The organism is Stenotrophomonas sepilia (genome assembly GCF_003244875.1).
Classification (GTDB): Bacteria; Pseudomonadota; Gammaproteobacteria; order Xanthomonadales; family Xanthomonadaceae; genus Stenotrophomonas; species Stenotrophomonas sepilia.
Genome location: NZ_LXXZ01000061.1, coordinates 1 through 11,749, shown reverse-complemented (window position 1 = coordinate 11,749; position 11,749 = coordinate 1). Strand labels below are relative to the sequence as shown.

Annotated in this window: 14 protein-coding genes; 7 read left to right on the top strand and 7 right to left on the bottom strand. The window is 67.6% G+C overall.

The features are described from left to right. Positions 1–54: 54 nt before the first annotated feature. The 3 genes from A7X97_RS12620 to A7X97_RS12610 are packed head-to-tail and all read right to left on the bottom strand — an operon-like array spanning position 55 to position 1,427. The gene (locus tag A7X97_RS12620) at positions 55–516 is read right to left on the bottom strand and encodes a DUF3106 domain-containing protein (protein WP_111008005.1); all 462 of its coding nucleotides are present in this window, start codon (positions 514–516) and stop codon (positions 55–57) included. Between the two features lie 3 nt (positions 517–519). Then, positions 520–846, bottom strand: coding sequence for a hypothetical protein (locus tag A7X97_RS12615; RefSeq protein WP_111008004.1), 327 nt, complete (start codon positions 844–846; stop codon positions 520–522). Continuing rightward, positions 843–1,427, bottom strand: coding sequence for an RNA polymerase sigma factor (locus A7X97_RS12610; protein WP_111008003.1), 585 nt, complete (start codon positions 1,425–1,427; stop codon positions 843–845). Before A7X97_RS12610 ends, A7X97_RS12615 begins: the two co-directional genes overlap by 4 nt. Before the next feature lie 98 nt (positions 1,428–1,525). Between A7X97_RS12610 and A7X97_RS12605 the strand changes: the two genes are divergently transcribed. Continuing rightward, positions 1,526–1,846, top strand: a complete 321-nt coding sequence (locus tag A7X97_RS12605) for an NAD(P) transhydrogenase subunit alpha part 2 (protein ID WP_005415382.1) — start codon at positions 1,526–1,528, stop codon at positions 1,844–1,846. Beyond that, positions 1,843–3,303: an NAD(P)(+) transhydrogenase (Re/Si-specific) subunit beta gene (locus tag A7X97_RS12600; protein ID WP_072167909.1), complete on the top strand. Its 1,461-nt coding sequence runs from the start codon at positions 1,843–1,845 to the stop codon at positions 3,301–3,303. Before A7X97_RS12605 ends, A7X97_RS12600 begins: the two co-directional genes overlap by 4 nt. Positions 3,304–3,479: 176 nt before the next feature. Here the strand turns inward: A7X97_RS12600 and A7X97_RS12595 are convergent, their stop codons facing one another. Then, the gene (locus A7X97_RS12595; protein ID WP_032953950.1) at positions 3,480–3,899 is read right to left on the bottom strand and encodes a membrane protein; all 420 of its coding nucleotides are present in this window, start codon (positions 3,897–3,899) and stop codon (positions 3,480–3,482) included. A gap of 122 nt (positions 3,900–4,021) precedes the next feature. Between A7X97_RS12595 and sufT the strand changes: the two genes are divergently transcribed. From sufT to A7X97_RS12580, 3 genes are all read left to right on the top strand, one after another. Then, positions 4,022–4,573 carry a putative Fe-S cluster assembly protein SufT gene (sufT, locus tag A7X97_RS12590; RefSeq protein ID WP_005415385.1) on the top strand — a complete coding sequence of 184 codons (552 nt, stop codon included), beginning with the start codon at positions 4,022–4,024 and terminating at the stop codon, positions 4,571–4,573. Between the two features lie 59 nt (positions 4,574–4,632). Further along, positions 4,633–5,727: a branched-chain amino acid aminotransferase gene (locus A7X97_RS12585; protein WP_005412326.1), complete on the top strand. Its 1,095-nt coding sequence runs from the start codon at positions 4,633–4,635 to the stop codon at positions 5,725–5,727. A 451-nt stretch (positions 5,728–6,178) separates the two neighbouring features. Continuing rightward, positions 6,179–7,921 (top strand): S8 family peptidase, encoded by a 1,743-nt coding sequence (locus tag A7X97_RS12580; protein ID WP_088496467.1) that lies wholly within the window; start codon positions 6,179–6,181, stop codon positions 7,919–7,921. Between the two features lie 189 nt (positions 7,922–8,110). On the opposite strand, the gene A7X97_RS12575 is transcribed toward A7X97_RS12580, so the two are convergent. From A7X97_RS12575 to wrbA, 3 genes are all read right to left on the bottom strand, one after another. Further along, positions 8,111–8,596, bottom strand: coding sequence for an asparaginase domain-containing protein (locus A7X97_RS12575; protein ID WP_010481766.1), 486 nt, complete (start codon positions 8,594–8,596; stop codon positions 8,111–8,113). Positions 8,597–8,675: 79 nt separating this feature from the next. Further along, on the bottom strand, positions 8,676–9,011 hold the full coding sequence (locus tag A7X97_RS12570) for a DUF2069 domain-containing protein (protein ID WP_005415388.1): 336 nt from the start codon (positions 9,009–9,011) through the stop codon (positions 8,676–8,678). Then, complete coding sequence (wrbA, locus tag A7X97_RS12565; protein WP_049438254.1) at positions 9,008–9,601, bottom strand: NAD(P)H:quinone oxidoreductase; 594 nt, start codon at positions 9,599–9,601, stop codon at positions 9,008–9,010. The genes A7X97_RS12570 and wrbA overlap by 4 nt, the downstream gene beginning before the upstream one ends. Positions 9,602–9,678: 77 nt before the next feature. Between wrbA and A7X97_RS12560 the strand changes: the two genes are divergently transcribed. After that, positions 9,679–10,953: a YihY family inner membrane protein gene (locus A7X97_RS12560; RefSeq protein WP_005415390.1), complete on the top strand. Its 1,275-nt coding sequence runs from the start codon at positions 9,679–9,681 to the stop codon at positions 10,951–10,953. Then, positions 10,950–11,525 carry a TlpA family protein disulfide reductase gene (locus tag A7X97_RS12555; protein WP_072167911.1) on the top strand — a complete coding sequence of 192 codons (576 nt, stop codon included), beginning with the start codon at positions 10,950–10,952 and terminating at the stop codon, positions 11,523–11,525. The genes A7X97_RS12560 and A7X97_RS12555 overlap by 4 nt, the downstream gene beginning before the upstream one ends. The last annotated feature ends 224 nt before the right edge of the window (positions 11,526–11,749 follow it).

Sequence of the window (11,749 nt, the reverse complement as noted above, 5' to 3'; positions counted from 1 at the left end):
CGCGATAGAGCAGCAGAGCGTGGGCTCGGCTCCACAAAGGGTTGAACGTTGCCTTTACCGCGGCTTCGCCGGCGGCGGATTCTCCCGCACCCAGTCCTTGCGTTGCTCCGGCGTCATCTGCGACCAGCGCTCGCGCAGTGCGTCGCGCTGCGCGGGCGGCAGATCCCGCATCTGACCGAACAGGGCCCGGGCCTGCTCACGCTGTTCCGGGCTCATGTGCTCGAAGCGGCGCAGGCCGCGGTGGGCCTTGTCGCGTTCCTCCGGGCTCATCGATTGCCAGCGCTGGCCATGCGAGAGCATCCGCTGGCGCTGGCCGGCATCGGCGCTGTTCCAGCGGTCGCGCAGCGGCGCCAGCAAGGATTCCCGCTGCGCTTCACTCAACTGTTCCCAGGCCGGCAGCGGTGGGGCTGGCGCGGGGCGTGCGGCAGGGGCGGGCGCGGCGTTCTGCGCCAATACCGGGAAGGCCGGCAGCAGCAACAGGGTCAACAGCAGCGGCAGGGTATGCAGTCGGGACATGGTTCACTCCATCGCCAGGTCGGTATCGCCCAGCCACAGGTACAGATCGGGATTTTCGTCGTACAGCACGCTGTTGTCTTCCATCGAGGCCAGCACCGGTGCCGGCACGGCGGGCGACAGGGGGCTGTGGCCGCTGAACTGCAGGCCGATCCCCAGCGCCACCACCAGAGAACAGGCGCTGGCCAGCCACCAGCGCCAGCGCCCGTGACGAGCCGCGCTGGCGCCGTGGCGGGCCTGGCGCAACCGTGCCAGCGTGGCCGGCGACAGCGCCTGCAGCGACTGCGCGTGCAGGTTGCGCAGCATGTCATCGGAGGGCAGGGAGCGGTTCACGGGTGGGTCTCCAGGTAGTCCTGCAGCGCCTGCCGGGCGCGTGCCAGATGGGTTTTTACCGCGCCTTCGCTGCAGCCCATGGCGCGGGCGGTGGTGGCCCCGTCCAGGTCCTGCAGCACGCGCAGGGTGAAGGCCTCGCGCTGGCGTGCGGGCAGGGTACGCAGCGCCTGCACCAGTTGCTGGTACTGCTGGCGCTGTTCGTGCGCCTGCGCCGGGTCCGGGCCGGGGTCGGCCCAGTCGATCCCGGCTCCGTCGGCGTCCTGGTTGTCGCGCCAGAACGGCAGGCGGAAACGGCGCCGGCGCTGCAGGTCGATCACACGGCGGCGCAGGATGCTCCAGAACAGGGGCGCCCATTCGGCCGCTGGCTTGTCTGCGTAGTCCAGCATGCGCATCAGCGCGTCCTGCACCGCGTCCATGGCGTCTTCGCGCTGGCGCAGGCCGGCCTCGGCGAAACGGAACGCGCGCGGGCCGACGCTGGCCAGGAACGCCTCCAGCGATGCCGGCAGGGCATCGGTGTCGGCGCTCGGGGGGACGGGGCTGCTCACCAGCACAGGGTACGGTTCCTCGCTCGGGCTCACCATCGACAACGCGTGAGCGTCGCCGCGGTTGACGCCGGGTGCGCGCCGGGTTCAGCCCGTGGTTATGATGGGCCGACGAAGACAGAGCGGGAGCGTTGCCAGTGAGTGACGGGTTCGTAGCGCTGTACATCTTCATGCTGGCGGCCATCGCCGGCCACGTGATCATTTCGCGGGTGCCGGTGATCCTGCATACCCCGCTGATGTCGGGTTCCAACTTCATCCACGGCATCGTGCTGATCGGCGCGATGGTGGTGCTGGGGCACGCGCAGACGCCGCTGGAAAAGGCGCTGGGCTTCCTTGCCGTGGTGCTCGGTGCCGGCAATGCCGCCGGTGGCTACGTGGTCACCGCGCGCATGCTGGAGATGTTCAAGCCGAGCGCGCCCAAGGGCGGCAGGGACGAACCGAAGGAGCCACAGGCTTGAACATCAGCACCGTCGAACTGCTCGACTGGCTGGTCAAGGCCAGCTACCTCGTCGCCGCCACGCTGTTCCTGCTGGGTCTGCAGCGCATGGCTTCGCCGCTGACCGCGCGCAGCGGCATCCGCTGGGCCGGGCTGGGCATGCTGCTGGCCACGGTGGCGACCTTCTTCCTGCCTGAACTGCACAACGTGCCGCTGATCCTGGTCGCACTGCTGCTGGGCGCGGGCCTGGCCTGGTGGTCGGCCGGCAAGGTGGCCATCACCGACATGCCGCAGATGGTGGCGTTGTACAACGGCATGGGCGGTGGCTCGGCGGCGGCGATCGGTGCGGTGGAACTGCTGCGCTATGCCTTCCTTGCCAACCGCGATACCCGCCATTGGAGCGAGCAGGCGCTGGCCGACCTGGCCGCGCGCCAGCCCTCGGGCATGGTGCTGCTGCTGGCGGTGGTCGGCGCGGCGATCGGTGCGGTCTCGCTGTCCGGTTCGGTGATCGCCTGGGCCAAACTGGACGGACGCCTGGACAAGCGCGTGACCTGGCCCGGCCAGCAGCTGATGAACCTGATGGTGGCACTGGCGGTGGCGGTGCTGGCGATCATCGCGGCCAGCACGCTAAACACCTCGGCAATCGTCGCCTTCTTCGTGCTGGCGCTGGCACTGGGCGTGCTGATGACGTTGCCGATCGGTGGCGCCGACATGCCGGTGGTGATCTCGCTGTACAACGCATTCACCGGCCTGGCGGTGTCCTTCGAAGGTTATGTGCTGGGCAATGAGGCGCTGATCATCGCCGGCATGATGGTCGGCGCGGCCGGCATTCTGCTGACCCGGTTGATGGCCAAGGCGATGAACCGGCCGATCCGCAACGTGCTGTTCTCCAACTTCGGCGGCGGTGCCGGCGGCGAGGCACAGGCGATCACCGGCGCGCAGAAGCCCATCGAAGCGTCGGACGTCGCGGCGATGATGGCCTTTGCCGAGCGCGTGGTGATCGTGCCCGGCTACGGCATGGCGGTGGCGCAGGCCCAGCACAAGATCTGGGAACTGGCGCAGCGGCTGGGCCAGCGTGGCGTGAAAGTGAAGTTCGCGATCCACCCGGTGGCCGGGCGCATGCCCGGGCACATGAACGTGCTGCTGGCCGAGGCCGGCGTGCCCTACGATCTGATCGCCGACATGGACGACATCAACCCCGAGTTCGCCAATACCGACGTGGTGCTGGTGATCGGTGCCAACGACGTGGTCAATCCGGTGGCGCGGACCGACCCGGCCAGCCCGATCTACGGCATGCCGGTGCTGGACGTGGTCAACGCGCGCAACGTGGTGGTGATCAAGCGTGGCAAGGGCACCGGTTTTGCCGGCATCGAGAATGCGCTGTTCTACGCCGACAACACCCGCATGCTCTATGGCGACGGCGCCGAAGCGGCGGCCTCGCTGGTGAGTGAACTGAAGGCGCTCGACGGCGGGCATTGAGTTGAGGACCGGGGTCGGATCCCTTTCCGCAGGAAAGGGCTCTGCCCCCCTTGCCGGCCAGCGGCCGGCACTACCCCATCCGCGCGTGGTGGCTGCAGCGGGTAGGTGCGGTCCCTGGTCCGCACGCCTTTGCCGGCCAGCGGCCGGCACTACCGAATCCAAGAATCTCTACGCGCTCAGCGCGCCAGCCAGGCACCTACGGCCACGGCCACGGCCAGCCACAGCCATTCCACCGCGCCGTTGGCCAGGCTGATCAGGGTCCAGGCCAGGTGCGGGCCCATCCGCGTGGTGGCATCCCACAGGTCCAGTCCGATCGAGCCGCCCATCCAGGCGCTGGCGATGGCCCAGTTGGCCACGGCGGCCACCAGCAGGGTGCCGAGCACGACCAGGGCGACGCGCAGCCGGCCTGGGCCCAGCGTGCCCAGGCGCAGCATGAACACCAGTTCCAGGGCGGCCAGCACCGCCATCCAGCCGACCTGCCGGCCGGTCATCAGCGCCAGGACCATCCAGGCGAGGGGAGCGACAAACAGGCCCAGCAGCAGCATGAGGGGCCAGAGCCAGGTCACGGTCCTGGCACGCGCGGCATTGGAGGACATCGAAGCTCCCAGAAGATCACCCACAGGATACTGTGGTTTGCCGCAGTGCACCGGCGGTGCGGGGGCGGCTGGGCTAGAATGCCGTCTTGCGTGGCCTCGGCCACGGCCCCATATCGGTCCCCATGTATTCCCGTAGCAGCGAACCTGTCCACTTCGAACGCGATTGCGAGGCCGTGATGGTCCCGCAGGGCGACACCGTGACCCTGCCTGCCGGCAGCTATGGGTACATCACCCAGGCGCTGGGCGGCAGTTATTCGGTGTTCGTCGAGGGCAACCTGTTCCGCATCGCCGGCAAGGACGGCGATGCCATCGGCAAGGAGGCACCGGCGCCGCTCGAGCTGCCGGCCGACGCCACCGATGAACAGGTGGAGCAGCTGGTGTGGCAGCAGCTGCGCACCTGCTTCGATCCGGAAATTCCGGTCAACATCGTGGAACTGGGCCTGGTCTATGAAGTCGAGATCAAGCACCTGGATGAGGGCAAGCGCGAGATCGACGTGAAGATGACGCTGACCGCCCCGGGCTGCGGCATGGGCGAGATCCTGGTCGACGACGTGCGCAGCAAGCTTGAAATGATCCCGACGGTGGCCGAGGCCGACGTCGACCTGGTGTTCGACCCGCCGTGGAACCAGCACATGATGTCCGAGGCGGCCCGGCTAGAGACCGGCATGCTTTGACCCAGGGCCCGCAGTGACGCGGGCCCGGCACTACCCGCAACCAGAACAGGAATCCTCCGGTGTCCCAGTCCATCCCCAGCTTCGCCGTCACCCGTTCGGACCACCCGCGCAGCGCTGAAGAGCGCGCCAAGATCCTGGAGAAGCCGGGCTTCGGCCTGCACTTCACCGATCACATGGTGGAAGTGCGCTGGGACAAGGATGCCGGCTGGCACAATGCCAATGTGCGCGCCTACGGCCCGCTGCAGCTGGACCCGGCCGCCGCAGTGCTGCATTACGGCCAGGAAATCTTCGAAGGCATCAAGGCCTACCGCCACGCCGACGGTTCGATCTGGACCTTCCGCCCGGATGCCAACGGCCGTCGCCTGCAGCGTTCGGCGCAGCGCCTGGCGTTGCCGGAATTGCCGGTGGAGATCTTCGTCGAATCGCTGAAGCAGCTGATCGCCGTCGACAGTGACTGGGTGCCTTCGGCCGATGAGTCGAGCCTGTATTTCCGCCCGTTCATGATCGGCGACGAGGCCTTCCTCGGCGTGCGCGGCGCGCACAAGGCCGGCTACTACGTCATCGCCAGCCCGGCCGGCCCGTACTTCGCCAAGGGTGTTGCCCCGGTGTCGATCTGGCTGTCCACCGAGTACGCGCGTGCGGCCAAGGGCGGCACCGGTGCCGCCAAGTGCGGTGGCAACTACGCCGCCTCGTTGCTCCCGCAGCAGAAGGCGCAGGCGCAGGGCTGCTCGCAGGTACTGTTCCTCGACCCGGTCGAAGGCAAGTACCTGGAAGAACTGGGCGGCATGAACGTGTTCCTGGTCTACAAGGACGGCACGCTGGTCACCCCGGAACTGTCGGGCAGCATCCTCGAGGGCATCACCCGCGAGAGCATCCTGCAGCTGGCCCGCGACCGTGGCATGAAGGTCGAAGAGCGCAAGGTCAGCATCGACGAGTGGAAGGACGGCGTCGCCTCCGGTGCGATCAGCGAAGTGTTTGCCTGTGGCACCGCCGCGGTGGTCACTCCGATCGGCCAGCTGAAGGGCGAGGGCTTCTCGGTGGGCGACATCAACGCGCCGGCCGGCGAAGTGACCATGTCGCTGCGCAAGGAACTGACCGATATCCAGTACGGCCGCCTGCCGGACCGCCACAACTGGCTGGTCAAGCTGGGCTGATCGCCCACATCGAATCGTAGAGCCGGGCCCGCGCCCGGCTGCGCTTCTGGAAAGCCCGTCCCCGCGACGGGCTTTCTGCGTTTCGAGCCAAGGGGTCAGATCCCTTTCCGCGTGAGAAAGGGATCTGCCCCGGATCGGTGGACGCCGATGTCGGCAAAGTCATTCCAGGACACGTGACGACCCAGTCAGGTCTGTGCAGGACACGAGAAAGTTCCTTCACCTTCACAAACCCTCGACCCAAAAAGTCTCAGAACGAACATTTCATCTTGCTGAAAAGACCCTGAAAATCTTGTGGTGTCCGGTTTCGGCCATTAGCGTCATATGTACGGCGGATCGTTAGGGGGATCCGCTGACTCATCGGACTTCGAACCTCGCCAACGCAAGCCAGCCCAGGGTTCGGGCCGGTGCTTCTGCCGATTCCGGCATTCACACCACAAGAAAGGGAGATACGATGTCCCAGGTAACGCAACCGCGTGTGCGTCGAGTGTGGGTGGTCCTTGGTGCGTCCGTTCTGTCATCGCTGCTGCTGGCCACGCCTGCGCTGGCCGGTGACGTCCAGCTCAGCGGCCTGCAGTCCGCGCCGACGCACCAGCGCTTCATCGTGAAGTACCGCGACGGCAGTGCGCCGGTGGCCAACACCACGGCACTGGCCTCTTCTCTGAAGACTGCCGCCGCCGGCCTGGCCAGCAGCCAGGGCCGCGCGCTGGGCCTGCAGGAGGTCCGCAAGCTGGCCGTTGGCCCGACCCTGGTCAAGACCGATCGCCCGCTTGACCAGGCCGAATCCGAGCTGCTGATGCGCAAGCTCGCCGCCGACCCGAACGTGGAATACGTCGAAGTCGACCAGATCATGCGTGCGACGCTGACCCCGAATGACACCCGCTTCAGCGAACAGTGGGGCTTCGGTACCTCCAACGCGTCGATCAACGTGCGGCCGGCCTGGGACAAGGCCACCGGCACCGGCGTGGTGGTGGCCGTGATCGATACCGGCATCACCAACCATCCCGATCTCAACGCCAACATCCTGCCTGGCTATGACTTCATCAGCGATGCCGCGATGGCGCGCGATGGCGGTGGCCGCGACAACAACCCGAATGACGAGGGCGACTGGTACGGCGCCAACGAGTGCGGCTCGGGCATCCCGGCCTCCAACTCCAGCTGGCACGGTACCCACGTCGCCGGCACCGTGGCGGCGGTGACCAACAACAGCACCGGCGTGGCCGGTACTGCGTTCAATGCCAAGGTCGTCCCGGTGCGCGTGCTGGGCAAGTGCGGCGGTTACACCTCCGACATCGCCGACGCGATCGTGTGGGCCTCTGGCGGCACCGTCAGTGGCGTGCCGGCCAACGCCAACCCGGCCGAGGTCATCAACATGTCGCTGGGTGGTGGCGGCACCTGCTCGGCCACCTACCAGAACGCCATCAACGGCGCGGTCAGCCGTGGTACCACCGTGGTGGTCGCCGCCGGCAACAGCAACACCAACGTGTCCTCGTCGGTGCCGGCCAACTGCGCGAACGTGATCGCGGTGGCGGCCACGACCTCGGCCGGTGCGCGTGCCAGCTTCTCCAACTACGGTGCCGGCATCGACATTTCCGGCCCGGGCCAGAGCATCCTGTCCACCCTCAACACCGGTACCACCACGCCGGGCAGCGCCAGCTACGCGTCGTACAACGGCACCTCGATGGCGGCGCCGCATGTGGCCGGCGTGGTTGCGCTGATGCAGTCGGTGGCGCCGAGCGCACTGAGTCCGGCGCAGGTCGAAAGCATCATCAAGAGCACTGCACGCCCGCTGCCGGGCGCCTGCTCCGGTGGCTGCGGCGCCGGCATCGTCGACGCCAACGCGGCCGTGGATGCGGCGATCAACGGCGGTGGCAACCCGAACCCGGGTGGCAACGTGCTGCAGAACAACGTGCCGGTGACCGGCCTGGGCGCTGCGACCGGTGCCGAGCTGAACTACACCGTCGCCGTTCCGGCCGGTAGCAGCCAGCTGCGCGTGACGATCAGTGGCGGCAGCGGCGATGCCGACCTGTACGTGCGCCAGGGCAGTGCCCCGACCGATACCAGCTACACCTGCCGTCCGTACCTGAGTGGCAACAGCGAGACCTGCACCATCAACAGCCCTGCCGCTGGCACGTGGTATGTGCGGGTGAAGGCCTACAGCACCTTCTCGGGCGTGACCCTCAACGCCCAGTACTGAGCCCAAGTCCCTCTCCAAGGGCACGCCCTGGCTTCGGCCGGGGCGTTCTTGCTTCTGTGGGGCCGAGCCCATGCTCGGCTGCTCTGGCTGCGGACCGTTGTGCCGCGCTGGCACGCGGTTGCCGAGCATGGCTCGGCACTACAAGGGCAGCGCTCTGGCAGGTGCCGAGCTTGGTCGGCGCGCGGTTCCTCAGACCGACTCGAAGCGGTTCGCGGCCACGTTCTTGCGCACGTGCTGCGGGTCGAAGATCCGCCCGTTCATCGCGATGTACACGCCGCTCGGCAACGACTGCACCGCACCGATCGCACAGCCGATGTTGAACTCCGCATCCGAGCCGCGGAAGCGTGCCGGGCTCAGTGCACCGGTCATCACGATGGTCTTGTCGGGGATTGTCGCCAGCACCTTGCCGGTCTGCACCATCGAGTCGGTGCCGTGGGTCACCAGGACGTGCCGGGTCGGTTGCGCGGCGATGGTGGCGCGGATCAGCTCGCGGTCCTCATCGTTGATGTGCAGCGAATCCTTGCGCAGGATCGGAATCACGTTGAAGCGGAACGTCACGCCCAGCTCGCGCAGGATCATGCCGATCTGCGGATCGCCGATCTGGTAGTCCGACTTGTCGTCGAAGTAGATCTTGTCGATCGTGCCACCAGTGGTGACGACCAGGAGCTCTTCCATCATGTGCATGCGCGAAACCAGGACAGGTACTGCGGCGCGGGGCCAGGAATGCAGATGATACGGCCCAGCGGGCGCAGCGTCAGCGTTGCTTGCCGAAGCGGGCGCGCAGGCCGGGCAGGCTGGCGCTGAAGATCACCAGCAGGGCCAGCGCGATCTCGATCAGCGCCAGCCAGCGCGTTTCCGGATGGCTCCAGGCGCTCATCACGCCGTGGCTGAACCAGCCCAGCGCCAGGACCGAGGCCCAGAATCCGGCCTTGCGCCAGCCCAGGCGCACGGCGATGGCCAGCGCCAGCGGCGGCGCGGTGAACACCAGCTGGGTCGCCAGCCAGTGCTTGTCATTGATGAACCAGCCGGCGAACAGCGCGGCCAGCCCCATCAGGGCCAGCAGCAGGACCGTGCGCGGCGCGGCGCTCATCGGGCCAACCGCTGCGCGATGCCGGCCACCCGGCGCCCCAGCGCGCGCGCCAGCACGGCTTCGTCGTCGGTCGGCTGCGGGTCGTCGGCGGCACCGGCGACGTGGCTGGCGCCGTAGGGCGTGCCACCGCTGGTGGTGTGGCTCAGCGCCGGTTCGGTGAACGGAATGCCGACGATCACGCAGCCATGGTGCAGCAGCGGCACCTGCATCGACAGCAGGGTCGATTCCTGCCCGCCATGCATGGATGCGGTGGACGTGAACACGCCGGCCGGCTTGCCGGAGAGGGTGCCATTGACCCATTCGGCGCCCAGCCCATCCAGGAAATGCTTCACCGGCGCGGCCATGTTGCCGAAGCGGGTCGGGCTGCCGAGCAGCAGGCCCTGGCATTCGACCAGGTCCTGCACGCTTACATAGGGGGCGCCATCGTCGGGTACCGGCGGCTGCGCGGTCTGGGTCACTGCGGCCACCGGCGGCACCGTGCGCAGGCGCGCGGTCATGCCCGGCACTTCGCCGATGCCCCGCGCGATCTGGCGCGCCAGACGTGCCACCGAACCGCCCCGGCTGTAATACAGCACCAGAATCTCGCCCATCGTGCCCGCTTCTCCTCGTCGTGTGGCCACCAGTATGGCTATCCTGCGAGCATTCCGCATCGGGTACCCTTCCACCGATGGAACCTTTGGATACGCTCAACCTGTGGATGGAGCGCGCGCGGGATCGCGCACGGGCCATCAGTTTCGGCCGCTTCCTGTGGCATCGCTTCCTCGACGACCGCCTGTTCCAGGCAGCGGCGGCGCTGGCGTACACCACGGTGTTCGCGCTGGTACCGCTGGCCATCGTGGTGTTCGGCGTGCTCTCGGCCTTCCCCGTTTTCGACCGCTGGAGCGACCAGCTCAGCGACTACGTCTTCTCCAACTTCGTGCCCTCCGCTGCGCGCGCGGCCGAGGGTTACCTGCGGCAGTTTTCGGCCAGTGCCGGCCAGCTGACCGCCGCCGGCTTCATCGCACTGGTCGCCTCACTGCTGATCACGCTCAACAGCGTGGAAGAGACCTTCAACCAGATCTGGCGGGTCGGCTCGAGCCGGCCCAAGCTGACCCGCTTCCTGGTCTACTGGACCGTGCTGACCCTGGGCGCGATGCTCGCCGCTGCGTCGCTGGCGGTGTCGGCGCGGGTGTTCGCGATGCCGTTGTTCGGTACCCAGGAGGGCCGTTGGCTGGCCGAACTTGCGCTGCGGCTGGCACCGATCCTGATCGAGTTCGTCTGCATCACGCTGATGTTCCGTGTGGTACCGCACCACACGGTGAAATGGCGGCATGCCGTGCCCGGCGCGATCCTGGCGGCGGTCATCCTTGAACTGGTGAAGTGGGGCATCGGCGCGTATCTGGGCAGCTTCCAGTCCTACCAGAAGCTGTATGGCACGGTCGCCTTCGTGCCGATCCTGCTGCTGTGGATCTACCTGTGCTGGGTGGCGGTGCTGCTGGGTGCGTCGCTGGCCTCCTCGATGGCCGCCTTCCGCTACCAGCCGGTCGAGCTGCGCCTGCCGCAGGGGTACGAGTTCTATGGGCTGCTGCGCCTGCTTGGCCGCTTCCAGCATGCGCGGGCCAAGGGCAAAGGCCTGGCCGATGACGAGATCCTGCGGCTGGAGCCGATGCTGACCGATTCACTGCTGCAGGACCTGATCTGCAACCTGCAGGAGATCGACCTGCTGCGCCGCGATGAGCGCGGCGAGTGGCTGCTGTCGCGCGACCTGGACCAGGTCAGCCTGGCCGATCTGTACGAATGCACCCAGCTGCGCATCCCGGTAGCCGAGCAGCACCTGCCGTATCGCGACGACAGCCTGGGCCGTGCCGCCTTGGCGGCGCTGGATGACCTGCGACTGCCCCTGCGCGAACGCCTGAAGCGCAAGGTCAGTGATATCTATACCGACTCTGGAGACACCCCATGACCCGCAAGACGTCGTTGCCGCTGCTGCTCCCGTTGACCCTGCTGCTGGCCCTGGCGGCCTGCAAACCGGCCCAGGAGCCGGCACCGGCCAGCAGCCAGCCACCGGCGCAGGCACCGACGCCGAGCACGCCGGCACCGGTCGAGGAAACCCCGGCCGAGCGCACCACCGCCGAGTTCCCGACGCTGAAGATGAAGGCGGTGGATGGCAGCGACTACGACCTGGCCGCGCATCGCGGCAAGTGGGTGGTGGTGAACTTCTGGGCCACCTGGTGCGCGCCGTGCCGCAAGGAGATGCCCGAGCTGTCGGCCCTGCATGCGATGCGCAGCAACATCGAAGTGGTCGGCCTGGCCTACGAGGACATCGAAGTGCCGGAGATGCAGTCGTTCCTGGCCAAGCATCCGGTGACCTATCCGATCGTGATCGTGGACCCGTTCGATCCGCCGGCCGACTTCGCCACGCCACGTGGTCTGCCGCTGACGCATCTCATCGATCCGCAAGGCAAGCTGGCGCACACGTTCCTTGGCCCGGTGACCGCCGCCGACATCGAAAAGCAGATCGCTGCTGCCAAGTAGGTTGGGTATCGGCAGGGCTGCGCCCTGCACCCGCGGTAGTGCCGGCCGCTGGCCGGCAACCCCAGCAAAAGCAACAGCAACAGCAACAGCCCAAGAGGGTTTCCTGTGGGGAGGCGGGGTGGGTCCGGTTGCCGGGGACGCCGTAAATACGTCCCTGTAGGCTCGGTCGCCGCATCCATGCGGCTCACGCCCCCGCAACCGGACCCACCCCGCCTTTGACAGTT

Bases quoted from the DNA above. Each gene is read 5' to 3' on its own strand.
- A7X97_RS12620 (WP_111008005.1), bottom strand. From the start codon at position 516: ATGTCCCGACTGCATACCCTGCCGCTGCTGTTGACCCTGTTGCTGCTG.
- A7X97_RS12610 (WP_111008003.1), bottom strand. From the start codon at position 1,427: ATGGTGAGCCCGAGCGAGGAACCGTACCCTGTGCTGGTGAGCAGCCCC.
- A7X97_RS12595 (WP_032953950.1), bottom strand. From the start codon at position 3,899: ATGTCCTCCAATGCCGCGCGTGCCAGGACCGTGACCTGGCTCTGGCCC.
- sufT (WP_005415385.1), top strand. From the start codon at position 4,022: ATGTATTCCCGTAGCAGCGAACCTGTCCACTTCGAACGCGATTGCGAG.
- A7X97_RS12580 (WP_088496467.1), top strand. From the start codon at position 6,179: ATGTCCCAGGTAACGCAACCGCGTGTGCGTCGAGTGTGGGTGGTCCTT.
- A7X97_RS12575 (WP_010481766.1), bottom strand. From the start codon at position 8,596: ATGGAAGAGCTCCTGGTCGTCACCACTGGTGGCACGATCGACAAGATC.
- A7X97_RS12570 (WP_005415388.1), bottom strand. From the start codon at position 9,011: ATGAGCGCCGCGCCGCGCACGGTCCTGCTGCTGGCCCTGATGGGGCTG.
- wrbA (WP_049438254.1), bottom strand. From the start codon at position 9,601: ATGGGCGAGATTCTGGTGCTGTATTACAGCCGGGGCGGTTCGGTGGCA.
- A7X97_RS12560 (WP_005415390.1), top strand. From the start codon at position 9,679: ATGGAACCTTTGGATACGCTCAACCTGTGGATGGAGCGCGCGCGGGAT.
- A7X97_RS12555 (WP_072167911.1), top strand. From the start codon at position 10,950: ATGACCCGCAAGACGTCGTTGCCGCTGCTGCTCCCGTTGACCCTGCTG.